This is a genomic window from Novosphingobium sp. GW835-FHT14H07, from assembly GCF_058793515.1.
Genome location: NZ_JBXAFX010000008.1, coordinates 44,936 through 69,201 on the forward strand (window position 1 = coordinate 44,936; position 24,266 = coordinate 69,201).

The following is a 24,266-nucleotide window of genomic DNA, read 5'->3' on the forward strand; positions in this document are numbered from 1 at the left end:
GGCCGTCAATTGCCTGATCCATCTTGCATGCCGATCAAGCACCCGAGAGGGAGAGACGGCCCGGCGCAGCCAAGCTGCAGCCGGGCCGAAATTTTTGATGGTTTTTTGTTTTTTCAGCGAAGCATCGGGTCTATCGGCCCGGTCACGCGAAGAAGGATGAAGTAACGTGACAAGCGAGCGCAGCGGCGCCGAGATCCTGGTCGAAAGCCTTGTCGCCAAGGGCGTCGAATTCGTGTTCGGCTATCCCGGCGGCGCGGTACTGCCGATCTACGATGCGCTGTTCGGCGATGAACGCATCCGCCACATCCTCGTCCGCCATGAAGCCGGCGCGGCCCACGCCGCCGAAGGCTATGCGCGCGCTACCGGCAAGCCCGGTGTCGTGCTCGTCACCTCCGGTCCTGGCGCGACCAATGCTGTCACCGGCATTGCCGACGCCTTCATGGATTCGATCCCGATGGTCGTGATCACCGGGCAGGTCCCCACCGGCCTGATCGGGTCCGACGCATTCCAGGAAGCCGATACGGTCGGCATCACGCGCCACTGCACCAAGCACAACTATCTGGTGAAGGACCCGTCGCAGCTTGCCGCGACCATCGACGAGGCGTTCCGCATTGCCACCGAGGGTCGTCCCGGCCCGGTCGTGATCGACATTCCCAAGGATGTGCAGATCGCGACGGCGACGTGGAGCAGCGCGGCGCCGCAGCAGCGCAACCGCTATTCGCCCCAGACCGAAGGCGGCGCCAGCGAGATCGCCGAGGCGATCGAAATGATCGCCCAGGCCAAGGCACCGGTGTTCTACACCGGTGGCGGCATGATCAATTCCGGTCCCGAAGCCGCGCGCCTGCTGCGCGAGCTGCAAGCGCTGACCGGAGCGCCCGTCACTTCGACCCTGATGGGTCTGGGCGCATTTCCGGCCGAGCATCCGGCATGGCTCGGCATGCTCGGCATGCACGGCACCTACGAAGCCAACCTGACGATGAACCAGGCGGACCTTATCGTCTGCGTCGGCGCCCGCTTCGATGACCGTGTCACGGGCCGCCTCGATGCCTTCGCGCCCAATTCGAAGAAGATCCACATCGATATTGACCGCGCGTCGATCAACAAAACCGTCGCCGTGGACCTGCCGGTGATCGGCGATTGCGGCAAGGTTCTCGGGCAGCTGATCGAAGCGTGGCTGGAGCGTGGCTACAAGGCGCAGGACCTCACGGGATGGTATGCGCGCATCGATGGCTGGCGTGGCAGGAAGAGCCTTGCCTACCCGCGCAAGTCCAAGGCGATCATGCCGCAGTATGCGGTCGAACGTCTGTACGAGCTGACCAAGCATCTCGAGCCGATCATCTCGACCGAAGTCGGCCAGCACCAGATGTGGGCGGCGCAATATTTCCACTTCATGAAGCCCAACAAGTGGCTGACCTCGGGCGGTCTCGGCACGATGGGCTACGGCCTTCCCGCCGCCATCGGCGCGCAGGCTGGCTTCCCCGAGACGCTGGTCATCGATATCGCCGGCGACGCCTCGATCCAGATGAACATTCAGGAGCTGGGCACGGCCACGCAGTATCGTCTTCCGGTCAAGGTCTTCGTGCTCAACAATGAATGGATGGGCATGGTCCGCCAGTGGCAGGAGCTGACCTACGAGAGCCGTTACTCCAACTCCTATTCGGACAGCCTGCCCGACTTCGTTCGCCTTGCCGAAGCCTATGGCTGGAAGGGCATCCGCATCACCGACGAAAGCGAGCTGGACGCGGGCATCCAGGCGATGATCGACCATGACGGTCCGGTCTTTGTCGATTGCCTCGTCGCCAAGGAGGCCAATTGCTTCCCGATGATCCCGTCGGGGGCTGCACATACCGACATGATCCTCTACGGGGACGAAGTCGCCGGCACGATGGACGACGAAGCCAAGGCGCTGGTCTGAGGGACACCGAAACAATGATGCACATCGCTCAGGAGGCGCAGGAGCGCCACGTCCTCACCATCACGGTCGACAACGAAGCGGGCATTCTCGCCAAGATCGCCGGCCTGTTCACCGCGCGCGGCTACAATATCGACAGCCTGACCGTGGCCGACATCACCGATGGCCACGACGTCAGCCGCATCACCATCGTGACGCACGGCCCCCCGCCGGTCATCGACCAGATCCGCGCGCAGCTTGAACGACTGGTACCGGTGCACAAGGTCACCGACCTCACCGAAGTGGGCCCCTTCGTCGAGCGTGAACTGGCGCTGGTCAAGGTGTCCGGCAAGGGCGAGAACCGCGTCGAGGCGCTGCGCCTGGCTGACGTATTCCGCGCCAAGGTGGTCGATACCACGACCTCGAGCTTCATTTTCGAACTCACCGGGGCGCCCGACAAGATCGACAGCTTCGTCAGCCTGATGAAGGAACTCGGCCTCGTCGAAGTTGGACGCACCGGCATCGTCGGCATGATCCGCGGCGCCACCGCCGCCTGAATTTCACCGCTTATCCTTTCACGAATTCATCAAAGATTGGGAACGACATGAAGGTCTATTACGACGCAGACTGCGATCTGAACCTCATCACCGACAAGAAGATCGCGATCCTCGGCTATGGCTCGCAGGGCCATGCCCACGCGCAGAACCTGCGCGACTCGGGCGTCAAGGACGTGGCGATCGCGCTGCGCCCGGGTTCGGCCAGCGCCAAGAAAGCCGAAGCTGCCGGCTTCAAGGTTCTGGCAAATGCCGATGCTGCTGCATGGGCCGACATTCTGATGATCCTGGCACCGGACGAGCATCAGGCCGCGATCTATGCCGATGACCTTCATGCCAACATGAAGCCTGGTGCGGCACTGGCATTTGCGCACGGCCTCAACATCCACTTCGGCCTGATCGAAGCGCGCGCCGACATCGATGTGATCATGATTGCGCCGAAGGGCCCTGGCCACACCGTGCGCAGCGAATACCAGCGTGGCGGCGGCGTGCCCTGCCTGATCGCGGTGCATCAGAACGTGACCGGCAACGCCCATGACGTTGCACTCGCCTATGCCTCGGGCGTCGGCGGTGGCCGCAGCGGCATCATCGAAACCAACTTCCGCGAAGAATGCGAGACCGACCTCTTCGGCGAGCAGGCCGTCCTGTGCGGTGGCACCACCGCGCTGATCCAGGCCGGTTTCGAAACACTGGTCGAAGCCGGCTATGCACCGGAAATGGCCTACTTCGAATGCCTCCACGAACTGAAGCTGATCGTCGACCTGCTTTATGAAGGCGGCATCGCGAACATGCGCTACTCGATCTCGAACACCGCCGAATACGGCGACATCAAGACCGGTCCGCGCATCATCACTGAAGAGACCAAGAAGGAAATGAAGCGGGTTCTCGCCGACATTCAGTCGGGCCGCTTCGTGAAGGACTTCGTGCTCGACAACCGCGCCGGCCAGCCCGAGCTGAAGGCCGCCCGCGGTCTCGCCAAGCGCCACCAGATCGAGGAAACCGGTGCAAAGCTGCGTGCGATGATGCCGTGGATCGGAGCGAACAAGCTGGTCGATCAGTCGAAGAACTGATCTTCCCAATCAATTCGGAACTTTTGGAAAGGGCGGCTTCGGTCGCCCTTTCTTTTAGCGAACGACAGGCATCGACGAATGCAGTGGACGACAGAAATGTGATCTATATCACTCCGATCTGGAGAAAATGATCACACGATTCCGCCTTGTACCCCGGCTGACGCTTTGTGCCGCCGCGTTTTGCCTTGATGCCGCGCCAGTTCTTGCCGCGGCCAAGGATATGGCGCAGCGGCCGATACCCCCCGTTGTCAGGACCGAGGCCGGATTGGTCGACACTTGCGGCCAGCGTTCTGCGCAAAAGCTGGTTGGCGCGATGTTTTCGCCCCAGTCACAGGCAGCCCTGATCAAGACCATCGGACACGACCGCATCCGCGTGATCCGGCCGGGAGCAATTATCACGCAGGATCGCCGCGAAAATCGCCTCAACCTGATCGTTGATGATGCCGGACGCCTGATGGCGGCGCGCTGCGGATAGCCGCGCGGGCTTACGCTACGACGCCGGGACTTTTACTTGCGTCGATCACAGCACTTTGGCAACCAAGGCGCTCCTTATCCTCCCCAAGGAGATCCCGATGCCGAAGCTCTCGCGTATGCCACGCCCCCTTTTGCTCGCCCTTCCCCTCGCTCTCGCCGCTGCGGCCGCGCCGATGGTAGCGCAGATGCCGGAGGCCCCTGGCAAGGCCGACAAGGCGCGTGTCGTGGCGGGCTCCTACACTGCCGATACCGGCCACTCACTGGTCGGGTGGCGCGTGAACCATTTCGGCTTCAACGATTACTTCGGCCTGTTCGGAGACGTTTCGGGAACGCTCGACATCGACCCGGCCAATCCCGCCGCTGCCAAGGTTTCGGTCAAGATTCCGGTCAGCAAGGTCATGACGGCCAGCAGCGGACTCACTGCCCACCTCCTCAAGCCGGCAGCTGACGGCAAGCCCGCCGACTTTTTCGGTGCGGCTCCGGCCGACGCGACGTTCGTTTCGACCAGCGTGGCGCCAGGCGCCGATGGCATGAGCGCGAAGATCACTGGCGACCTTACCCTGAATGGCGTGACCAAGCCGGTGACCATTGACGCGACCTTTGCCGGTGCCGGCACCAACCCCTTCAACAAGGCTGCCACGCTCGGCTTCCACGGGAAGGCCACGCTCAAGCGTTCGGACTTCAACGTGAAGTACGGCGTTCCCTTCGTATCCGACGAAGTGAAGCTCGACATCACTGTCGCCTTCGAAAAGAAGTAAGCGTTCAAGGCATCAGCGAAAACGCGGCCCGAAGCTCTTTCACGAAAGCTTCGGGCTGCTCCCACGCGGCGAAGTGCCCACCCTTCTCCTGTTCGCCCCAATAAACCAGCTTAGAGCATGTCCTCTCGAACCACTTGCGCGGGGCCGGGATGATCTCCTTGGGGAACGCGCTGACGGCAACAGGGATGTCGATCTGCACAGGGCTGAAACTGCCGAAACTCTCCCAATATAGACGGGCCGACGATGCGCCCGTAGCAGTCAACCAGTACAACATGAGATTATCGAGAATGTCGTCGCGGCTCAGAGCATCCTCGGCACGCCCAGCATTGTCGGTCCAGGCCCACATCTTCTCGTAAATCCAGCCCGCGAGGCCCACAGGCGAATCCACCAATCCGTAGCCGACTGTCTGAGGGCGGGTGGATTGCTGCTTGGAGTAGCCTGAATCCCACTCCTGATAATGTTGCAAACGCTCGAGCGCCTTCATCTCGTCGGGGCCGGGCGCGGCCATATCCTCGGGCAGCGGTCTTGCGATCGGCATGTTGAGATGGATGCCGGCGCATCCTTCGACCTTCAGCGCGCCGAGCGCAGTCGTCACTGCCGAGCCCCAATCGCCACCTTGCGCCAGCCACCTGTCATAGCCGAGCCGCCGCATCAATTCGCCCCAGCTTTGCGCGATTTTCTGAACGCTCCAGCCCTTGACCGTGGGTTTGCCAGAGAACCCGTAGCCTGGCAGGCACGGGATCACGAGATGAAAGGCATCCCGCGCCGCGCCGCCATGCTCCTCCGGCTGGGACAACGGGGCGATGCAACGGCGAAACTCGAGGATCGAGCCAGGCCAGCCGTGGGTCAGGAGCAAAGGCCGCGCGCCTGCGTGGGGCGAGCGTACGTGCAGGAACCGGATGATTACGCCATCGATCTCGGTTTCGAACATGCCCCAGTCGTTGAGCTTCTGCTGGCAAGCGTACCAATCATATTCATGACGCCAGTAGGCGACAAAATCCTGCAGTGCGGCGAGCGGCACGCCTTGCGACCAATCGTCAACCGTTTCCCTCTCCGGCCACCGCGTCATGTCGATGCGCCGGTTCAGGTCTTCGATCGCGGCTTGCGGTATCTCGACGGTGAACGGCGCAATATTCATGGCTCTTCTCTCCCGGTCTGCTTGCATTCATTCTGGACAAGTGGCCTGCGATTCACCATAGGCTTGTGGCATGACCGCTCGACTGGACCTTACCCTGCGACTTATCCGCCCTTGGGCGTGAGCTGACGCGCGGGGACTCCCGGCGCGCACGGCGCCCAGGGGATCAGAAGCTCAACCGCCAAAATCCAGAAAATTCGAGTGCACTCTCATGACCATGCTCAAGAACCCTTCGGCCAAGTACCGTCCGTTCCCGCAGATCGACCTGCCCAACCGCCAATGGCCCGGCCGTACGATCACCAAGGCGCCGCGTTGGCTTTCAACCGACATGCGCGACGGCAACCAGTCGCTGATCGATCCCATGGACGCGGAAAAGAAGAGCCGGTTCTTTGACCTTCTGCTCAAGGTTGGGCTGAAGGAAATCGAAGTCGGCTTCCCGTCGGCCGGGGCCACCGAGTATGATTTCATCCGGGGCCTGGTCGATTCCGGCCGCATCCCCGATGACGTCTTCGTGCAGGTCCTCACCCAGTCGCGCGAAGACCTGATCAAGACCTCGTTCGAAAGCCTGGCCGGAGCCAAGCAGGCGATCGTCCACGTCTACAACGCGGTTTCGCCGCTGTGGCGGAACGTGGTGTTCGGCATGGACCAAAAGGACGTGCGCGAGATCGCCATTGCCGGGGCCAAGCACTTGCGTGATCAGGCCGCTCGTTTCCCGCAGACCGACTGGCACTTCGAGTACAGCCCGGAGACTTTCTCCACCGCCGAACTCGATTTCAGCATCGAGTGCTGCGAGGCCGTGATGGAGATTCTCCAGCCGACGACGGACAAGCCGATCATCCTGAACCTGCCGGCGACGGTCGAGGCGGCGACGCCCAACATCTACGCCGATCAGATCGAGTACTTTTGCCGCAACCTGCCGAACCGCGATCGTGCAGTGATCAGTCTGCACACCCACAACGATCGGGGCACTGGTGTCGCTGCGGCCGAGCTCGGTCTCATGGCTGGGGCCGATCGCGTCGAGGGGTGTCTTTTCGGCAATGGCGAGCGCACCGGCAACTGCTGCCTCGTCACCGTCGGCCTCAACATGTACACGCAGGGGATCGACCCTGAACTGGACTTCTCGGACATCGACGAGGTGATCCAGACGGTCGAATACTGCAACCAGCTGCCTGTCCATCCCCGCCATCCCTATGGCGGCGAATTGGTCTTCACCGCGTTTTCCGGCAGCCACCAGGACGCGATCAAGAAGGGCTTCGCAGCGCAGGAGCAGCGCAACGACGAGCTTTGGGCAATCCCCTACCTGCCAATCGATCCGGCGGATCTCGGCCGCAGCTATGAAGCGGTGATCCGCGTGAATTCGCAGTCCGGCAAGGGCGGCTTTGCCTGGGTGCTCGAACAGGACCAAGGCCTCAAGCTGCCCAAGAAAATGCAGGCGCACTTCTCGCGCCATGTCCAGGAGCTGGCCGACGAACTGGGCCGCGAACTGCAGGCGGCAGACATCTGGGGCGTGTTCCGCAAGGCCTATCGACTCGATGCGCCGCAGCACTTCCAGCTGGTCGACTATGAGGAGGCGCGGGGCCCTGATGGCACACGCATCTTCGCCGGCAAGATCGAAGTCGATGGCAAGGTCCAGTCGGTATCCGGACGCGGCAACGGCCTGATCTCCTCGGTCGTCGCCACGCTCAAGGACGGCTTCGGAGTCGAGATCGACATCACCGACTATTCCGAGCATGCGATGGGTGCCGGCAGCAATGCCCGCGCCGCAGCCTACGTCGAATGCAAGACCGCCGATGGCCGCACGATCTGGGGCGTCGGTATCGATGAGGACGTGGCGACCGCTTCGGTTCGCGCGGTTCTCAGCGCAGCAAACGCTGCTGCATGAGCGCTAAATGGGCGGCCTCCGCGGCCGCCCGTTCAACCGATCGCTTAAATACCCGCTTGCCCGCGCAGATCCTTGCGCCATAGTCTGCCCGTGCCCGCAAGAGGCGCGCAACGGGACAGGACTTTATGGCCGACGAAGCGATTCTCGAACCCGACCTGCCGATCATTGATCCGCATCACCATCTGTGGGACTTGCGCCCGCTGATCGCGGCTTTCCCGCAGCCCCGCCATCCTTTCATCGAGACGCTGACGCACTCGGCCTATTACACGTTCGACCAGCTGCTGGCCGATGCGCGTGGTGGCCATAACGTGGTAGCCACGGTCTACATGGAATGCGGCGCCTTCTACCGCGCCAATGCGGAACCCGCGATGAAGCCGGTGGGCGAAGTCGAGTTTGTGAACGGCATCGCCGCACAAGGTGCGAGCGGCCTTTACGGAAACTTCCGCCCTTGTGCCGCGATCATCGGCCATGCCGACTTGCAATTGGGCGATGCAGCACGTCCTGTCCTCGAAGCGCTCGCGCAGGCAGGTAACGGGCGATTTCGCGGCATTCGCCACCAGGGCGCCTGGGATGCCAATCCTGACGTACTCGGGCCGCCGTTCCATGCGCTGCCTGAGCTTTATCTATCGGAGAGGTTCCGTGAAGGCTTCCGCCACCTCGGCGAGCTTGGCCTCACATTCGATGCCTGGCTGCTGGAGCCGCAACTGGGTGATGTGCTCAGCCTTGCCCGCGCGTTTCCGGACCAGCCGATCTGCCTCGATCACTGCGGCACCCCGCTCGGCACCGCAAGCTATCACGGCAGGCTGCACGAGCGCTTCGATGGCTGGCGGAGCATGATCCGGCAGATTGCCGAATGCCCTAATGTCACGATCAAGCTTGGCGGTCTTGCCATGTCGTTCTGCGGACTTCCCGAGCAAGGCCCGATGGCGGGGCTGTCCTCGGAGACACTGGCAGCCATGTGGCGCCCCTATATCGAAACCTGCATCGAAGCCTTCGGGCCGGAGCGCGCGATGTTCGAAAGCAATTACCCCGTCGACAAGTGGGGCGCCAGCTACACCGTGCTGTGGAATGCCTTGAAGCGACTGGCCCATGGCGCGTCCGAGAGTGACAAACGCGCGCTTTTTGCCGGCACTGCCGCCCGCTTCTACGGCATTGAGGACATGCTCCCCTAGACAGGCGACGTGTCATCACCTAGCACTTTAACTGCTCGATTAAGAACCTTGTGAAGGACACGCGCTGAATGCCCCTGCCCCCGCTGTTCGCAAACCTGCGTCTGCCGGTTATCGCGTCGCCCCTGTTCATCATCTCCTGCCCGGAACTGGTCATCGCCCAGTGCAAGGCAGGTATTGTCGGATCGTTCCCGTCGCTCAACGCGCGTCCGATCAGCCAGCTCGACGAATGGCTGCATCAGATTACCGAAGAACTGGCCGCCCATAACCGCGCCAACCCTGACCGCCCGGCTGCCCCGTTTGCCGTGAACCAGATTGTCCACAAGACCAACAACCGCCTCGACGAAGACATGGCGCTCTGTGCAAAGTGGCAGGTGCCGATGCTCATCACCTCGCTGGGCGCGCGCGAGGATGTCTACAACGCTGCCCATGGCTGGGGCGGCATTGTCCTGCACGACGTCATCAATGATCGCTTCGCCCGCAAGGCAATCGAGAAAGGTGCCGATGGCCTCATCCCGGTTGCCGCAGGCGCTGGTGGCCATGCGGGGGCGCAATCGCCTTTTGCACTGATGCAGGAAATCCGCGAATGGTTCGATGGACTCGTCGCACTTTCGGGCGCGATTGCCCATGGGCGTTCGGTGCTTGCCGCACAGGCGCTTGGTGCTGACTTTGCCTATATCGGCTCTGCCTGGATCGCGACCGTGGAAGCCAATGCCAATGCGGCCTACAAGCAGGCCATCGTGGACAGCCGGGCCGACGATATTGTCTACTCGAACCTCTTCACCGGCGTTCACGGCAACTATCTGCGCTCCTCGATCGTCAACGCAGGGCTCGATCCCGATAACCTACCCGAGAGTGACCCGAGCAAGATGAATTTCGGATCGGGCGGCAATACCGACGCCAAGGCCTGGAAGGATATCTGGGGTTCCGGCCAGGGCATCGGTGCCGTCACCGCTGTCGAACCGGTCGCAAGCCGCGTGGACCGGCTCGACCGGGAATATCGCGAGGCAGCAGCAAGACTGACGGAGAATTCTGCCGCGTTCCTGCGTTGATTCAGGTCTAGTTCGCTCGCGCCACGACGGCCGTATCTGTCCAGAACAGCTGGGCCATGTCGTCGAGATGGCTGAAATCGAGCGACGGGTCGCGCGTGTTCAATGGCATGCGCGACCAATTGCGTGGATCGAGGAAGCGCCTGCGCAACGCGCGCTGCAGCAAGTCAAAGCGCATCAGGGCGGTGAAATCGGCCGTTGCCGAACCCTTGCGTCGTGCAAGAGACCAATCCGCTTCGATCTGACCGATTCGCTCGATTACCAGCTCGTTATAGGCACGGTGCGGGCCGCGATGGAGTGGCAACCCTGCGCGCAGCGCCGCGTGTTCGGACCCGGGCAACAATTGGCCGTTGCGGCGGAAGTCGTGAATCCCGATTCGTTCATGGCCAAGCGTATCGATCATTCTCCGGAAGGCCGGAAGACTCAGAACCTGACGGGGAACGAGGTGATGGCGCTGCTGGTCCGGGCAATATCCTGCCTGGCCAGGGATATTCACGCTGCCGAACGGCAGAGAGGCCCTTTCAGGTTGAAATTGGTTCCGTTTCAGTCGCACCGGGCAAGGATAGGACTGCCGGACTCCGCCTCAAGACTGACTGCCCCCGTTCCGGCAAGAATTGCCCGTGTCGGCTGCAAAACGGGGCCATGGGCGACCAGCCAATCAACCAGCCGAACAGCGGTGCGAGCCAGCAGCGACGGATCTGCAGAATTGCCTGCTTTCAGGATAAATTCCTGCCCCATCAACAGATTAAGCCCGCGAGACGCCATCGAGCCATCGTCCAGGCGATGCATTGCGACAAAGGCTGGAGCCGGGAAAGGTCCGCCCTCCAGCCATGGCAACACGGCTTGCCTGAATAATCCCGGTTTTAGAACCAGATGGGCGGGAATCCACGAAATCCCTTCCGCCTGGCTCAATTGCGCAAGCTCAGTCAGAAGCATCGCCGCGACTCGGATGACCGGCAAGAGGCCGCCGGCACCTGCGAGGTGTGGCCCAGGTGCAAGCGTCAGCCATCGCAGCTCGCCAAGATCCGGTTGGGCAAGACCAAGGGCAGTAGCGATGGGTGGTGCCGCTGCAGGTGGCCCGTCCTTCAAGCCGTGCAGATCGAAGGTCAGTCCGCTGGCGAGCAGTTCCACCCAGCCTTCCGAGGCATCGGGCACGTGGGATGTCGAATATCCGAAGCCACGCTCCGGGCCAGCCAGAATATCGGCGAGGGCTGGCAGCATTTCGGCCCTGTAAAGAAGGGCTGCAATGGGTGCGCAAACTGCAGACCGGTCACTCGCGTCCACTTGCCCACCTTTCAGCCACGGCCCCAATTTGCACAGTCCTCCGGATGCGTCGAGTCACGGTGCATCCGGGAAAGCTTGGTTTTGGTCCATAAGCTCGAAAGCTTTAGAAAACTCCCAATGCGAGACCCGCCGCCAAAGCCCGTCCAAGATTGCGGCAATCGTGCAATAGTGCCTCAGGCACGCGCTTAGGGCCAAGGATCTCTTCGGGCGTCTGTGCGCCTGTTTTAACGATCAGAGATTCTGCCGCCCGCCTGAGCCGCCACCCGGTCACAATACGATCAAGCTGACGTTCCGCGCCGCTTCCGTCCGTGCCGGCTGCAATCATGGCCGCATAGGCCCGGCCCTCGATCCTGCCGAGCAAAGGGTAATAGCACCGATCGAAGAATGCCTTCATCTCCCCGGTCATCGAACCCAGGTTCTCGGGGCAACAGAACAGATAGCCCGCCGCACCGAGCAGGTCCTCGGGTACGGCGGACGCAGCCTCGATCAGTCGGCAGGCACCTTCGGTTTCGGCCCCGCTGGCGGCAGCCTCGGCCATTGCCCGTGCAGTGCCGGTGCGGCTGTGCCAGATGATCGCGAGGCCACCTGTCATCGCTTAGCAGCCATCCCCGCCAGTGCCGGGCACACCGATGGCGCCGCCGATCGCGCCTCCCAGCAAGCCGCCCAGCCCTTTTTTCTTCGGCTTGCATTGCGGCTTGGGCGCATCCTGCTGGCTCGCGGCGGCCCCTCCAAAGCCTTCTACTCCGACAAGGAAGCCTGTGCTGGACCGATGGCGGATACGCGCCGTCCATTCCGGCACCCATTTGGCCTTCGGATCTGCCGGACGAGGAGGATAGGCGAAGGATTCTTCCGGCCCATAAGCATGGAGCGTTCCGAACATGTAGTCAGGCGCCGCCGCCTTGACTTCTGCAGGGACAGTGCACGTTGTTGTCTGCGGAGACATGACCGTCTTTTCGGCCACCAGTTTCGCAACCGTCGACGGTGCCAGCCAATCCGACAATCCTCCGCCGAATTGACGCGTGGCGCTCGACGACCACCATACGATGTCCACCATGTCCTGACCCTTGGGCGCCTGCTTCCCGCCGATGATCATCGCATAGTAGCCTGTGGCGTCGGGAACTGCACCCCAACGCAGCAAGGTGGCGCCAGTGCCCATTGCGCTATTCGAGGTGTTGAGTGGGGCCATGAAGTCCTTGGCCAGGTTGAACGCCAGTTCCGGCGAGTAGTTCGAAAGGACACGGTGAGCGCCGATGAGGGATGAATCCGGCTTGGCGGACTTGCCGTCATCGCTTGGCCATGTGCCGTAGGTCCTCGCCGACGAAGGCGAGACCCAGCGGTCGATCGGGACGGCCGTGGTCCATAGGCCCGGGGGGATCTGCCCCGCGGCAAGCTTGCTGAAATCGATGACTACCGGCTGACCCTTCGGCGCGTGTTCGCCGCAGCCCCAGAAGATCAGCATTCGGCCCTTGGGTCGCTGGAACTCCGTCGTTCCCGGTTCGGCGGGCTTGCTGACAGGTGTCTTGAGCAGCACCGATTTCCCGAGCTTGGCGCCAGCCGGCATGAAGTGTTCGGCTTTCGGCTTGCCGTCCGCTGCCGCACGGGACGTTCCGAGATCGAGCCACAGCATGTGCTGGGCCTTTGGCGTCCCTCCCATGGCCATCGCCAGGGCCGCGCCAGCACCGCCACTGCCAGCGCCCATGCCGCCAAACCCCGACATCGTCTCGGCACGCATCTCGTATCTGGCAACGGGAGCGGTCGCCTGTTGCGCCACGACTCCAGCAGCAATACCGCCAAGCGTCAGTCCGCTTGCAATCACGTAACCGGTCATCACACGCATTCCTGCATCCTCCTCAAGGACTTGCGGCAGACAACCGCCGCGACGGATTCGATGCGACCTTATGCGTCGGGGGCTCTTGCTGGCCGGTGCGCCACCGCACACTCCCTTCCCCTTTCCGCAGGGAGCCCCATGGTATAGCGCAAGAGCATGATTCCGGTCACTGCGATAACACGATCTCTTTCGGGCCAGGCCTGGCGCTGGCGCGGAGGCAACATGGACTTAGGGCAAAGCGGCAGTGCCCGAGACGGCGAGGAGGCCATTGTTACCCAATTGCTGCTTTCGCGTGGCGTCTCGCCCGATGATCTCGAACGCCATCGCCGCCCGACTTTGCGCGATTTCCTGCCCGATCCTTCGCTGTTCCGGGACATGGACGAAGCAGCCCGCCGCATCGCCGATGCCATCCAGCGCAACGAGCAGATCACGATTTACGGGGACTACGACGTCGACGGCGCGACCAGCGCAGCGCTGCTGATCCTGCTGCTGCGAGGTCTCGGCGTGAGCGCAGGCCACTATATCCCCGACCGCCTGCTCGAAGGCTACGGCCCTTCAGGCGAAGCGCTCGTCCGTCTGGCCCAGCAAGGTAGCGACCTGATAGTCACCGTCGATTGCGGAGCGATGGCGCACGAGGCGCTTGAGGCGGCAGCGCAGGCCGGGGTCGACGTGATCGTTGTCGACCATCACAAATGCCCGCCCGAACTGCCCCGGACAGTCGCCCTGGTTAATCCGAACCGGCTCGACGAATGTGACGAGGCCGCCGCGCACGGCCATCTTGCCGCAGTGGGCGTTGCCTTCCTCCTGGCCGTTGCCATCGTCCGCGAACTGCGGGGGCGCGGATATTTCGAAGGCCGCAAGGCGCCAGACCTCATGGGCCTGCTCGATCTCGTTGCACTCGGCACCGTAGCCGACGTGGCCCAGCTAAAGGGCCTCAACCGCGCGCTGGTAGCTCAGGGCCTGAAGATCATGGCGCGACGCGAGAATATTGGCCTGTCGGCGCTGATTGACGCCAGTCGCCTGTCGCGCGCGCCCACATGCAGTGACCTCGGCTTTGCACTGGGCCCGCGAATCAACGCAGGCGGCCGCGTGGGTGAAGCAACGCTCGGAGTGCGCCTGCTGACAACGCAGGACCCGGATGAGGCTCGGGAAATTGCGGCGCAGCTGTCTCGGCTCAATGAGGAACGGCGCGCGATCGAGCAGGAAGTGCAGGAAGCGGCCGAAGCACAGATCGCCGCGCAGCATAACCGTGCGGTCATGGTTCTGGCCGGGCGCGGCTGGCACCCCGGCGTGATCGGCATCGTGGCCGGGCGAATCAAGGAAAAGACCGGCAAGCCCTCGCTGGTGATCGCGCTTGATGCTGACGAAGCAGGCATGGGCAAAGGCTCGGGCCGATCCATCGCCGGGGTGGACCTGGGCGCTGCAATCATAGCCGCGCGCGAGGCCGGACTGCTCGTGGCAGGGGGCGGGCATGCCATGGCTTGCGGCCTGACGATCGATCCGTCGCGGCTCAATACTCTGGCAGACTGGCTGGACGAGCGACTCGCGCGCGATGTAACCGGGGCACGAGGCGCTCAATCGCTACTGCTGGATCTGTCGCTGGCGCCCGGCGGCCTGCGCCCCTCGCTGGTCGAAACCCTAGAGGCGGCCGGCCCCTTCGGAATAGGCTGGCCCGGCCCGCGTGTAGCAGTTGGTCCGGTAAGACTGGTGAAATGCGATCTCGTCGGCGCCGATCACGTGCGCATGGTGGCCGCAGGCGCCGACGGCCACTCCTTCAAGGCGATCGCCTTCCGCGCGGCGCAAAGCGAAATGGGCCAGACGCTGCTGCACGGTTCGCGAGGCCGACAGTTCTGGCTGGCGGGGCGTGCAAAGATCGATGACTGGGGCAGCCGCCCCGCCGCAGAACTCCATGTGGAGGACGCTGCATTCGCCGACTGAAATTTTTCTGCAATTCGCCGCTTGACGCCCCGCCATCCTCCCCTTAGAGGCGCGGACCTGCCCAGCGGCGCAAGCCCAGTGGCCCCTTCGTCTAGCGGTCAGGACGCGGCCCTTTCACGGCTGAAACACGGGTTCGATTCCCGTAGGGGTCACCACTTGCTTCCCTCCTTCGGGAGGTGAAGCGGCAGCGCAACGCCAAGGCCTTCCAGCGGAATGGCCCCTTCGTCTAGCGGTCAGGACGCGGCCCTCTCACGGCTGAAACACGGGTTCGATTCCCGTAGGGGTCACCACCGTTCGTGGTGGGAATTTCAAATTCATCGGCACACGCGTCGCAAAGACCAAATGTGACATTGCACGCCGCGCGCTTGCGCGCCCCACCTGCTCTCGCCTATCCGCGCTGCAACGAAGCCGACACATGGATCGGCGATTCGCGGGCAACAACAATCCACACGGCATGATTCGATGAAGGGTTTGTCGCTGCCACTCCCCAGCATATTCGTTGCGCTCTGCGCAGCCGTCGTGATGTTTTTGGGCGGCACCGGATTCTGGATGTCGCTCGCTGTGCTCGTCGTCTGGCTGGCAACACTGTGGCTGGCGCGCCCCGAACCGGTGGTCGAGACGCTCGATCGCGACGATGGTAGCGTGTCGCGTCAGGCGATGATCGAACTGGTCGAGCCGTTCGGCCTTCCTGTTCTCATGCTTGATGGCCAGCGCATCGCCGCGGCCAATGCCGCTGCGCGAGAGGAACTGGGCGCGCATATCGTCGGGCAGGATGCCCGCGTGGCATTGCGCCATCCAGAAGCCATCAACCTGCTCAAGAAGCCGCAGGGCCGCGCACTCGTACGAGGGCTGACGGGCGCACGCTCCATCTGGCAGGTAAGCCGCGTGCCGATCGACGAGCGGTTCTCGCTGATCGAAATGGTCAACCGCACCGCCGAAGCCGACATCAGCCGCTCGCATACCGATTTCGTCGCCAACGCCAGTCATGAGCTGCGCACGCCGCTCGCCTCGATCATCGGCTATATCGAAACGCTTGCAGATCCCGATGCCAGGGTCGACGAGGCAACGACCGCCAAATTCCACGCAACAGTGCTGCGCGAAGCTCGTCGGCTGCAGAGCCTGGTCGAAGATCTCATGTCGCTCTCGCGGATCGAGGCAGAGAAGCACGAGCTTCCGCGCGATCGCATCGATCTGGGCCAGATGGTGGGCAGCATCGCCAGCGAAACTGCCATGACCGTCGGCGAAGGCCGGGTCGTGGTGCGCGCCGACGAAGGTGTGGTGCTTGGCGATCGTCAGCAACTGGATCAGCTTGTCCGCAACCTGATCGACAACGCCTTGAAATATGGTGACCCGACACAGCCAGTCAGTGTCGACCTCGCCGTCCATGGGAGCGAGGCCGAACTTGTCGTGACCGACAAGGGCGAAGGCATCCACCCAGATCACCTGCCCTACCTGACCCGCCGTTTCTATCGCACCGATCCCGGACGCAGCCGTGCCGCTGGCGGCACGGGCCTTGGTCTCGCCATCGTCAAGCACATCGTGGAACGCCATCGCGGCAAGCTGGATATCGCTTCGACCTTGGGAGTTGGCACAACCGTCACGGTGCGAATCCCGCTGGCGCCGGCGGCGAATGTTTCCGCAGATTGACTGCGCATTTCCAGCCTTGTCATAAACCTGTCATGGAACCGTCGCATTGGGCCCTTGCCAACACGGATGAAGGCCAAAGACCCATGTCGAAGATTCGCACGATTTCGCTTTCCGCTGCTGCCCTTGGCGCGCTTGCCTTGGCCGGCTGCGGAGGCCAGCAAGCCGCTACCCGCGATCAGGTTCGCGCCGTCGGCTCTTCCACCGTCTATCCCTTCGCGAAGGCCGTTGCCGAATCGCTGGCCAAGTCCGATCCTTCGCTGAAATCGCCGATCATCGAATCGACGGGCACAGGCGCCGGCATGAAGCTGTTTTGCGCAGGTGTCGGCGCACAGCACCCCGATATCGAGAATGCGTCGCGCCGCATGAAGAAGTCCGAATTCGAGGACTGCCAGAAGAACGGCGTGAAGGACATTGTCGAAATCCAGGTTGGTCTCGACGGCGTTGCCTTTGCCGAAGCGCAAGGCGGCCCGGGCATCGCGCTGAGCCCGGAAGACGTTTACAAGGCGCTCGCCAAGAACCCCTATGGCAAGCCCAACACCGCCAAGACCTGGAAGGACGTCAATCCTTCGCTGCCGAACGAGCCGATCCTCGTCTACGGCCCGCCGTCGACTTCGGGCACGCGCGATGCCCTCAAGGAACTGATCCTGACAAAGGGTTGCGACGAGAACGCCGAGATGAAGGCGCTCAAGGACAGCGACAAGGACAAGCACGACAAAGTCTGCAGCGAAGTGCGCGATGATGGCGCCTACGTCGACGCTGGTGAAAACGACAACCTGATCGTCCAGAAGATCGAGGCTAACCCGAAGGCCATCGGCATCTTCGGCTATTCCTACCTCGAAGAGAACAAGGGCCGTATCAAGGGCCTGACGATGAAGGGCGTCGAGCCGACCTACGCAACGATCTCGGACTTTTCCTATCCCGGTGCCCGCCCGCTCTACATCTATGTAAAGAAGGCGCACCTCAAGGCAATTCCCGGCCTGCAGGGCTTTGTCACCGAATGGTCAAAGCTGTGGGGCAAGGATGGCGCGCTTGCCAAGCTCGGCATGGTGGTTGCACCTGACGATGTGCTAGCGGGGAGCGCGAAGGCTGTTGCCGACCTGCCGGTCCTTGATGGTTCGCAGCTGAAGTAAGAATTGGAGTAAGTCGGGGGCCATGTCGTCATCCATCCTGCTTTTGCTCGCCTTCGGGTTGAGCCTGTTCGGTTGGCTGGCGGCACGCTCGCGCGCCTGGGCTTTCCGCAAGGCGGCGCCCGGGGTGCGCCTCCACTCGCTGCCGAACTTCCACGGCTGGTACGTCGCCCTGTGGATCGGCGTACCAGCCCTGCTCTTTGCCGTGCTGTGGAACGCGATCAGCCCGACGCTGATCACCGGGCAGGTCCTGGCCGACCCGGCCGCCTCGTTGCTGCCCGGGTTCGGCTTCGAGCGCGAGACGATGCTGGCAGAAGCCAGGGCCGTTGCCGAAGGCCGCGCTTTCGGAGTGTTCAACGAGGAAGCGCAGGGGCTTGTCGCTCCGTTCCGCGCGGCGATCACGCTTTATGACTCCATCGGTCTTGTCGTGACGATCCTCGTCGCCTTTGCCGGTGGCGCATTTGCATTCCTGCGCCTCAAGCCCGATTTTACCGCCCGTACCCGCGTCGAACGCGCGGTCATGGCGCTGCTGCTGATCGCCTCGCTGGTGGCGATCCTGACAACGATCGGGATCATCGTCAGTCTGGTGTTCGAGACTGTGCGCTTCTTCGGCATGGTATCGCCGCTGGACTTCCTGTTCGGCACGCACTGGTCGCCAGACCCGATGAGTTCAGGCACGCCAGATGGAGCCGATTATGGCGCGATTCCGCTGTTCTGGGGCACGATCTACATCGGCGCGATCATCGCCATGATCGTCGCCATCCCGCTGGGCCTGATGAGCGCGATCTTCCTCACGCAGTATGCCAGCAGCGGCGTGCGCAAGGTGCTGAAGCCGCTGCTCGAAATCCTCGCTGGCGTGCCCACGGTGGTCTACGGCTATTTCGCGGCTCTCACCGTTGCCCCGATGGTGCGCGACGCAGCGCAGGCCATCGGCATATCCAGCGCATCGACCGAAAGCGCCGTGGCTGCGGGCCTTGTCATGGGCGTGATGATCATCCCGTTCGTCTCCTCGATGGCCGACGATTCCATCGCCGCCGTGCCGCAGGCCATGCGCGACGGCAGTCTTGCGATGGGTGCGACCACTTCGGAAACGATCCGCAAGGTGCTGATCCCCGCTGCCCTGCCCGGCATCGTCGCCGGCGTGATGCTCGCGGTCAGCCGCGCCATCGGCGAAACCATGATCGTCGTCATGGCTGCAGGCGCTTCAGCCAACCTTACCGCCAACCCGTTTGAAAGCATGACCACCGTGACGTTCCAGATCGTCGCCATGCTGACCGGCGAAGGCAGCTTCGACCATCCCGCAACACTTTCTGCGTTTGCGCTCGGCATGGTCCTGTTCCTTGTCACCCTCACGCTGAACTTCATCGCCCTGCGCGTGGTGAAGCGCTACCGCGAAGCTTATGAGTGAGCCTGCGATGACCGAGACCACTTCAGACGTGCAGGCGCGCAGGCGGGCGCTGATGGACAAGGGGCTGGCGAAGCGCCGCGCCGCCGACAGGCGCTTTCGCTGGCTCGGTTTTGTCGCTGTCGCCTTTTCGGCGCTGATGCTGGCATTCCTGCTGATCAACATGAGCTCGGCGGGCATTGCCGGTTTCCAGCGCAGCGAAGTGCGATTCGACATTCCGCTGGCGGGCTCGATGCAGATCGACGCCAAGCGCCTTGCCCAGCCCGATCCCATGGGCGGGCTGGAACTTGCAGGGCTGGAGAAGGTCGTCGGCAATGCTGCGAAGACCGCGCTCGGCCCCGAAGCCGACGACCTTGTCGGCCAGGGTGCCTGGCGTGAGGTCGCAACTGCCATTATCGCGGATCCCTCGCTGTTGGGCAGCACCTACAGCGCCTCGCTCCCTGCGAGCGACGACCTTGCTTCTGCACAGCGCGGCGAAGGTGAACCGGAAATGCAGCAGCTTGCCGGGAAACTGGCAAGCGAAGGCAAGCTGGTCCGCGTGTTCGACAAGGGCTTCCTGAGCCGGTCGGATGCCACCAGCCCGCAGTCAGTAGGCATCTGGGGCGCCCTCAAGGGCTCGATCCTGACGATGTTCATCACGCTGGTCCTGGCCTTCCCGGTGGGCGTGCTGTCGGCTCTTTACCTCGAAGAATATGCGCCGAAGAACCGCTGGACCGAATGGATCGAGATTTCGATCAACAACCTGGCGGCAGTGCCATCGATCATCTTCGGCCTGCTTGGCCTTGCCGTGTTCCTGGCCATCTTCCCGCACTATCGCTCTGCCCCGCTGATCGGCGGCATGACGCTGGCGCTGATGACCATGCCGGTCATCGTGATCTCCGGCCGCAATGCGATCAAGGCAGTGCCTCCGTCGATCCGGGATGCCGCGCTCGCCATTGGGGCCAGCAAGGTGCAGGTGGTGTTCAACCACGTGCTGCCTCTCGCTCTGCCGGGGATCCTCACCGGCACGATCATTGGCATGGCCCGTGCGCTGGGCGAAACTGCGCCACTGCTGATGATCGGCATGCGCGCCTTCGTGGCCAGCCCGCCTTCCGGCTTCACCGCGCCTTCCTCGGTGCTGCCGGTACAGATCTTCCTGTGGTCCGACGAGATCGACCGCGGCTTCGTCGAGCGCACCAGCGCGGCGATCGTCGTCCTGCTCGTCTTCCTTCTCCTGATGAACGGTCTTGCGATCTACCTGCGCAACCGTTTCGAAAAGCGGTGGTAAAATGAACGCTGAAGCGATCCAGACTGCAGTGAAGCAGGACGACAAGCCCTACTTCGATGCGCCGTCGAAGATGAGCGCGAAGAACGTCTCGGTGTTCTACGGCGAGAAGCGGGCGATTGACGACGTGTCCATCGAGATTCCGCAGCGCTATGTCACCGCGTTCATCGGCCCGTCGGGCTGCGGCAAGTCCACGTTCCTGCGCACGCTCAACCGCATGAACGACACGATTGCCAGCGCTCGGGTCGAAGGCGATATCCTGCTCGACGGCGAGGACATCTACAAGTCCGGCATGGACGTGGTGCAGCTACGCGCCCGCGTTGGCATGGTATTCCAGAAGCCGAACCCCTTCCCCAAGTCGATCTACGAAAACATCGCCTACGGCCCCAAGATCCACGGCATCACCGGCAGCAAGGCCGAGCTTGACGAGATCGTCGAGCAGTCGCTGCGCCGGGCCGGCCTGTGGGACGAGGTGAAGGATCGCCTGAACGACAGCGGCACCGCGCTCTCCGGGGGGCAGCAGCAGCGCCTGTGCATCGCCCGCGCCATCGCCGTCGATCCCGAAGTCATCCTCATGGACGAGCCTTGCTCGGCACTGGACCCCATCGCCACTGCGCGGATCGAGGAGCTGATCGACGAGTTGCGTGGCCGCTATGCCATCGTCATCGTCACCCATTCAATGCAGCAGGCTGCGCGCGTATCGCAGCGGACGGCGTTCTTCCACCTTGGCAAGATCGTCGAATACGGCAAGACTTCCGATATCTTCACCAATCCGCGCGAGGAACGGACGAAGGACTACATCACCGGACGTTACGGGTAAGGGGAAGACATGGTGGCCGAACATACCGTCAAGGCTTTCGACGAGGACATCACCCGGCTGCGCGGCCTTGTCGCGGAAATGGGCGGCCTTGCTGAACTGTCCGTGTCCGAGGCGATGGATGCGCTGCTGCGTGGCGACCATGACCTCGCCGCCGGCGTAATCGCGCGCGACAAGCGGATCGACCAGCTCGAAGCCGAAGTCGACAAGCTCGCCATCCGCGTCCTTGCCCTGCGCGCGCCCATGGCTGACGACCTGCGCGAAGTCATCGCCGCACTAAAGATCGCTGGCGTGATCGAGCGGATCGGCGATTACGCCAAGAACATCGCCAAGCGCGTCGGCATCATCGAAGGGCGCAAGCGCTTCGAACCGCTGACCCTGATTCCAGCGATGAACGACCTCGCCGCAGAGATGGTTCACGACGTGCTGACAGCTTTCGCAGCGCGCGATCCTGTTGCCGCGGCCGAGATCGTCCAGCGCGATGCCAAGGTCGATGCGTTCTACGATTCGATCTTCCGCAACCTCGTGTCGTTCATGGTCGAAAACCCCGCCACGATCAGCAGCGCTGCCCAGCTCCTGTTCGTCGCACGCAATATCGAGCGCATTGGCGACCATGCCACCAACATCGCCGAAATGGTCTACTATGCCGCCACGGGCATGAACCTGCCGGATCGCGAGGAAGTGCTGCCGCCAGCATGAGGCCCTTTTTGGGGTTTCGTCACAAGGCGGTAACATTGGTCGTGTCTTGGCAAACTGACCGTCAAGGAGGTTTGCGTGCCTGCTCCGAAGTTGCTGCTGGTTGAAGATGACACCGCCCTGGCCGAACTGGTCGAATACCGGTTTCGCGGCGAAGGCTACGACGTGCGCACCACCGACGACGGTGACGAGGCCCTGCTTCTCGCCGCCGAGGATGCCCCCGACCTCGTCCTGCTCGACTGGATGATCGGTGGCACCAGCGGTATTGAAGTATGCCGCCGGCTGCGTCGCAACAAGGAGACGGCGCACGTTCCGATCATCATGCTCACTGCCCGCTCTGACGAAGACGATCGCATCCGCGGGCTTGAGATCGGCGCGGACGATTACGTCACCAAGCCCTTCTCCCCGCGCGAGCTGATCGCCCGCGTGGGCGCAGTCCTGCGCCGGGTGCGCCCGGCCCTGGCTGGTGAGACGATCACGGTCGGCGATCTGTCGCTCGACCCGACAGCACACCGCGTCATGCGTCGCGGCACACCGATGAAGGTCGGTCCGACCGAGTTTCGCCTGCTCAAGCACTTCATGGAACATCCCGGTCGCGTATTCTCGCGCGGACAGTTGCTCGACGCGGTTTGGGGAAGCGGCAGCGACATCGAGCTGCGCACGGTCGACGTCCACATCCGCCGCCTGCGTCAGGCCATTGCCATCCCCGGTGCGGCCGATCCCGTACGGACAGTACGCTCGGCTGGCTATGCTCTGGAGGGCGTTTGACCGCTACTTGTCGATGCGGACCAGCACCGCGTTGTAATCGAGATCACCACCCGGTTCGGTGCACGGCCCTTCCCGCCGGAATACGCAGTACTGCTGCTCGAACAGCGGCTTTTTCGGCGACATGCAGCCGACGAAGCGATAGGCTGGCGGCAACTCCCCCATGTGTTCGGCCGGTGCCACGGCAACGTTGTAGCGCGCCTGCGCCTGCGCCGCGATACGGGGAGCCTGCCGCCCCTCGATCAACAGCGTCTGCCCCTTGCGGTTGAGCACCGCGCGCGAGACGAACGGCACGTCACGGATGCGATAGGTTGCCAGTCCGCAGAAGTTCGGCTGGCTGCGCACGGTCCGCATAGCCCGCAGCGGCGCCTTGCCAACACCCCAGTTGATCACGAAAGGCTCTGTCGCCGCCACTTGCACCGATGCCGCCAGCCACAGGCCAAGGACGAGAACAAGGCCCATCCGGCCCAGCTCCCGCTTGCGCCTGGCGGCCAGGCGCTGCGCAAGATCGACCGAACCGATGGCGGCCACCTGTATCAGCAGCAGCACTGCAAGCAGTATGAAGCGATACTCCTTGTGGCCGATTGCCGAATGGATGGCGATCACTGCCGCTGCCGTTGCCACCAGCATGGGATAGCGCCTCGCCCCGAACAGGAGGGCAGGCACCAGCGCTACTGCGATCCACTGCCACTGCCAGATCAGTACCTGCAGATACCATTCCGGTGCCTCGACCCCATAGGCATGGCTGCGGTTGGCGACGACATTGGCAAAGACATTGTTGTAGATCCAGACCAGCGGCATCTCGCCCATGGCAAGGTTGGCCAGCACGTCGCACAGCACACCGCCGGTTGCGCCGACCAGCAGCGGCAGCCATGCGCGACGCAGTTCAAACCGTCCGGCCCACAGAAACGGGATTGCCAGGGCCGGGCCGAGCGGAAACCGCATGATGAAGCCAAGACCCAGGAGGAACCCGCCGATCAGCGCGTCGCGGCGATTGCCTTGGTCCCGAAACCGAACCAGCAGCGCCAATCCCGGCAGAATGGCGAGGACCGAGAAAGTATCGCTCGAAGTGCGCGAGGCGAAGTAGGCAAAGTCCACCCAGACCGCGGCAACGAACCCGGCCGTTATCGCATGTGTCCGGCTGATCCGCGCGCCAAGCGACCACCCGGCCCAGACCGTCCCCAACGATGCCACCGCCATGCACAGGCGCGGCAGGACCAGGTGCAACTCGCCAGCGGGATCGAGCGCATGCCCAAGCCAGACCGGCCCGACCATGACCAGCGGGATCAACCAGCTGCGAATGCCGAGGCGGATATCCCAGGTGCGGATCCAGTCGCCAGTTATCAAGCCGTAGGCCGGCTCGATATACTGCCATATCTCGTCCGCGTGGTGATAGACGGTGAACAGCGAGATCGGAATTCGGAAGAAAAGCGCGAGGACCAGCAGCCATGCCAGCGCCGGGTCTATCCGACGCTGTCTTGTCTCCCCACTCGTTCCAGCCCCCCCAGCCACA

General features: G+C 63.0%; 22 protein-coding genes and 2 tRNA genes. 18 read left to right on the forward strand and 6 right to left on the reverse strand.

Annotated features, from left to right (window positions below):
* Nucleotides 1–166: 166 nt before the first annotated feature.
* The 5 genes from ilvB (at nucleotide 167) to AC1Q5P_RS09395 (ending at nucleotide 4,747) form a co-directional block, all read left to right on the forward strand.
* A complete protein-coding gene (gene ilvB / locus AC1Q5P_RS09375; RefSeq protein WP_492518781.1) occupies nucleotides 167–1,915 on the forward strand; it encodes a biosynthetic-type acetolactate synthase large subunit in 1,749 nt (582 codons plus the stop codon).
* Between the two features lie 17 nt (nucleotides 1,916–1,932).
* Entirely contained in the window at nucleotides 1,933–2,448 is a 516-nt protein-coding gene (gene ilvN, locus AC1Q5P_RS09380; protein WP_039331295.1) for an acetolactate synthase small subunit, read from the forward strand.
* A gap of 47 nt (nucleotides 2,449–2,495) precedes the next feature.
* Nucleotides 2,496–3,515, forward strand: coding sequence for a ketol-acid reductoisomerase (gene ilvC / locus AC1Q5P_RS09385; RefSeq protein ID WP_039331297.1), 1,020 nt, complete (start codon nucleotides 2,496–2,498; stop codon nucleotides 3,513–3,515).
* A gap of 127 nt (nucleotides 3,516–3,642) precedes the next feature.
* Nucleotides 3,643–3,990 carry an I78 family peptidase inhibitor gene (locus tag AC1Q5P_RS09390; RefSeq protein ID WP_492518782.1) on the forward strand — a complete coding sequence of 116 codons (348 nt, stop codon included), beginning with the start codon at nucleotides 3,643–3,645 and terminating at the stop codon, nucleotides 3,988–3,990.
* Between the two features lie 97 nt (nucleotides 3,991–4,087).
* Nucleotides 4,088–4,747, forward strand: a complete 660-nt coding sequence (locus AC1Q5P_RS09395; protein ID WP_039331496.1) for a YceI family protein — start codon at nucleotides 4,088–4,090, stop codon at nucleotides 4,745–4,747.
* 4 nt (nucleotides 4,748–4,751) lie between these two features.
* On the opposite strand, the gene AC1Q5P_RS09400 is transcribed toward AC1Q5P_RS09395, so the two are convergent.
* The gene (locus tag AC1Q5P_RS09400) at nucleotides 4,752–5,885 is read right to left on the reverse strand and encodes an epoxide hydrolase family protein (protein ID WP_492518783.1); all 1,134 of its coding nucleotides are present in this window, start codon (nucleotides 5,883–5,885) and stop codon (nucleotides 4,752–4,754) included.
* A gap of 208 nt (nucleotides 5,886–6,093) precedes the next feature.
* On the opposite strand from AC1Q5P_RS09400, the gene leuA reads away from it, so the two are divergent.
* From leuA to AC1Q5P_RS09415, 3 genes are all read left to right on the forward strand, one after another.
* Nucleotides 6,094–7,764: a 2-isopropylmalate synthase gene (gene leuA / locus AC1Q5P_RS09405; protein ID WP_039331306.1), complete on the forward strand. Its 1,671-nt coding sequence runs from the start codon at nucleotides 6,094–6,096 to the stop codon at nucleotides 7,762–7,764.
* 125 nt (nucleotides 7,765–7,889) lie between these two features.
* On the forward strand, nucleotides 7,890–8,936 hold the full coding sequence (locus tag AC1Q5P_RS09410; protein ID WP_492518784.1) for an amidohydrolase family protein: 1,047 nt from the start codon (nucleotides 7,890–7,892) through the stop codon (nucleotides 8,934–8,936).
* 68 nt (nucleotides 8,937–9,004) lie between these two features.
* Nucleotides 9,005–9,985: an NAD(P)H-dependent flavin oxidoreductase gene (locus tag AC1Q5P_RS09415; protein ID WP_492518785.1), complete on the forward strand. Its 981-nt coding sequence runs from the start codon at nucleotides 9,005–9,007 to the stop codon at nucleotides 9,983–9,985.
* Nucleotides 9,986–9,992: 7 nt separating this feature from the next.
* Here the strand turns inward: AC1Q5P_RS09415 and AC1Q5P_RS09420 are convergent, their stop codons facing one another.
* The 4 genes from AC1Q5P_RS09420 to AC1Q5P_RS09435 all read right to left on the reverse strand — a co-directional run bounded on the left by AC1Q5P_RS09420 (nucleotide 9,993) and on the right by AC1Q5P_RS09435 (nucleotide 13,103).
* The gene (locus AC1Q5P_RS09420; RefSeq protein WP_330217034.1) at nucleotides 9,993–10,535 is read right to left on the reverse strand and encodes an AHH domain-containing protein; all 543 of its coding nucleotides are present in this window, start codon (nucleotides 10,533–10,535) and stop codon (nucleotides 9,993–9,995) included.
* Entirely contained in the window at nucleotides 10,526–11,113 is a 588-nt protein-coding gene (locus AC1Q5P_RS09425; RefSeq protein ID WP_492518786.1) for a hypothetical protein, read from the reverse strand. The genes AC1Q5P_RS09420 and AC1Q5P_RS09425 overlap by 10 nt, the downstream gene beginning before the upstream one ends.
* A gap of 256 nt (nucleotides 11,114–11,369) precedes the next feature.
* Nucleotides 11,370–11,858 (reverse strand): flavodoxin family protein, encoded by a 489-nt coding sequence (locus AC1Q5P_RS09430; protein ID WP_492518787.1) that lies wholly within the window; start codon nucleotides 11,856–11,858, stop codon nucleotides 11,370–11,372.
* A 3-nt stretch (nucleotides 11,859–11,861) separates the two neighbouring features.
* A complete protein-coding gene (locus AC1Q5P_RS09435; RefSeq protein WP_492518788.1) occupies nucleotides 11,862–13,103 on the reverse strand; it encodes a hypothetical protein in 1,242 nt (413 codons plus the stop codon).
* A 213-nt stretch (nucleotides 13,104–13,316) separates the two neighbouring features.
* Here AC1Q5P_RS09435 and recJ point away from each other — a divergent pair, with 213 nt between their 5' ends.
* The 10 genes from recJ (at nucleotide 13,317) to phoB (ending at nucleotide 22,756) form a co-directional block, all read left to right on the forward strand.
* Nucleotides 13,317–15,032 carry a single-stranded-DNA-specific exonuclease RecJ gene (recJ, locus tag AC1Q5P_RS09440; protein ID WP_492518789.1) on the forward strand — a complete coding sequence of 572 codons (1,716 nt, stop codon included), beginning with the start codon at nucleotides 13,317–13,319 and terminating at the stop codon, nucleotides 15,030–15,032.
* An 80-nt stretch (nucleotides 15,033–15,112) separates the two neighbouring features.
* Nucleotides 15,113–15,187: transfer RNA gene (locus tag AC1Q5P_RS09445), tRNA-Glu, on the forward strand.
* A gap of 60 nt (nucleotides 15,188–15,247) precedes the next feature.
* Nucleotides 15,248–15,322 (forward strand) — tRNA-Glu (locus tag AC1Q5P_RS09450).
* Nucleotides 15,323–15,554: 232 nt separating this feature from the next.
* Nucleotides 15,555–16,679, forward strand: coding sequence for a sensor histidine kinase (locus AC1Q5P_RS09455; protein ID WP_492518842.1), 1,125 nt, complete (start codon nucleotides 15,555–15,557; stop codon nucleotides 16,677–16,679).
* Between the two features lie 83 nt (nucleotides 16,680–16,762).
* A complete protein-coding gene (locus AC1Q5P_RS09460; RefSeq protein ID WP_082734345.1) occupies nucleotides 16,763–17,809 on the forward strand; it encodes a substrate-binding domain-containing protein in 1,047 nt (348 codons plus the stop codon).
* A 22-nt stretch (nucleotides 17,810–17,831) separates the two neighbouring features.
* A complete protein-coding gene (gene pstC, locus AC1Q5P_RS09465; protein WP_427465102.1) occupies nucleotides 17,832–19,214 on the forward strand; it encodes a phosphate ABC transporter permease subunit PstC in 1,383 nt (460 codons plus the stop codon).
* A 7-nt stretch (nucleotides 19,215–19,221) separates the two neighbouring features.
* Entirely contained in the window at nucleotides 19,222–20,478 is a 1,257-nt protein-coding gene (pstA, locus tag AC1Q5P_RS09470; RefSeq protein WP_492476461.1) for a phosphate ABC transporter permease PstA, read from the forward strand.
* Nucleotide 20,479: 1 nt separating this feature from the next.
* The gene (gene pstB, locus AC1Q5P_RS09475; protein ID WP_062342130.1) at nucleotides 20,480–21,295 is read left to right on the forward strand and encodes a phosphate ABC transporter ATP-binding protein PstB; all 816 of its coding nucleotides are present in this window, start codon (nucleotides 20,480–20,482) and stop codon (nucleotides 21,293–21,295) included.
* A gap of 9 nt (nucleotides 21,296–21,304) precedes the next feature.
* Complete coding sequence (phoU, locus tag AC1Q5P_RS09480) at nucleotides 21,305–21,991, forward strand: phosphate signaling complex protein PhoU (protein WP_039331329.1); 687 nt, start codon at nucleotides 21,305–21,307, stop codon at nucleotides 21,989–21,991.
* A 75-nt stretch (nucleotides 21,992–22,066) separates the two neighbouring features.
* Complete coding sequence (gene phoB, locus AC1Q5P_RS09485) at nucleotides 22,067–22,756, forward strand: phosphate regulon transcriptional regulator PhoB (protein WP_039331331.1); 690 nt, start codon at nucleotides 22,067–22,069, stop codon at nucleotides 22,754–22,756.
* A gap of 3 nt (nucleotides 22,757–22,759) precedes the next feature.
* Here phoB and AC1Q5P_RS09490 read toward each other — a convergent pair whose 3' ends face one another.
* Nucleotides 22,760–24,265, reverse strand: coding sequence for a glycosyltransferase family protein (locus AC1Q5P_RS09490; RefSeq protein WP_427465107.1), 1,506 nt, complete (start codon nucleotides 24,263–24,265; stop codon nucleotides 22,760–22,762).
* Between the last annotated feature and the right edge of the window lies 1 nt (nucleotide 24,266).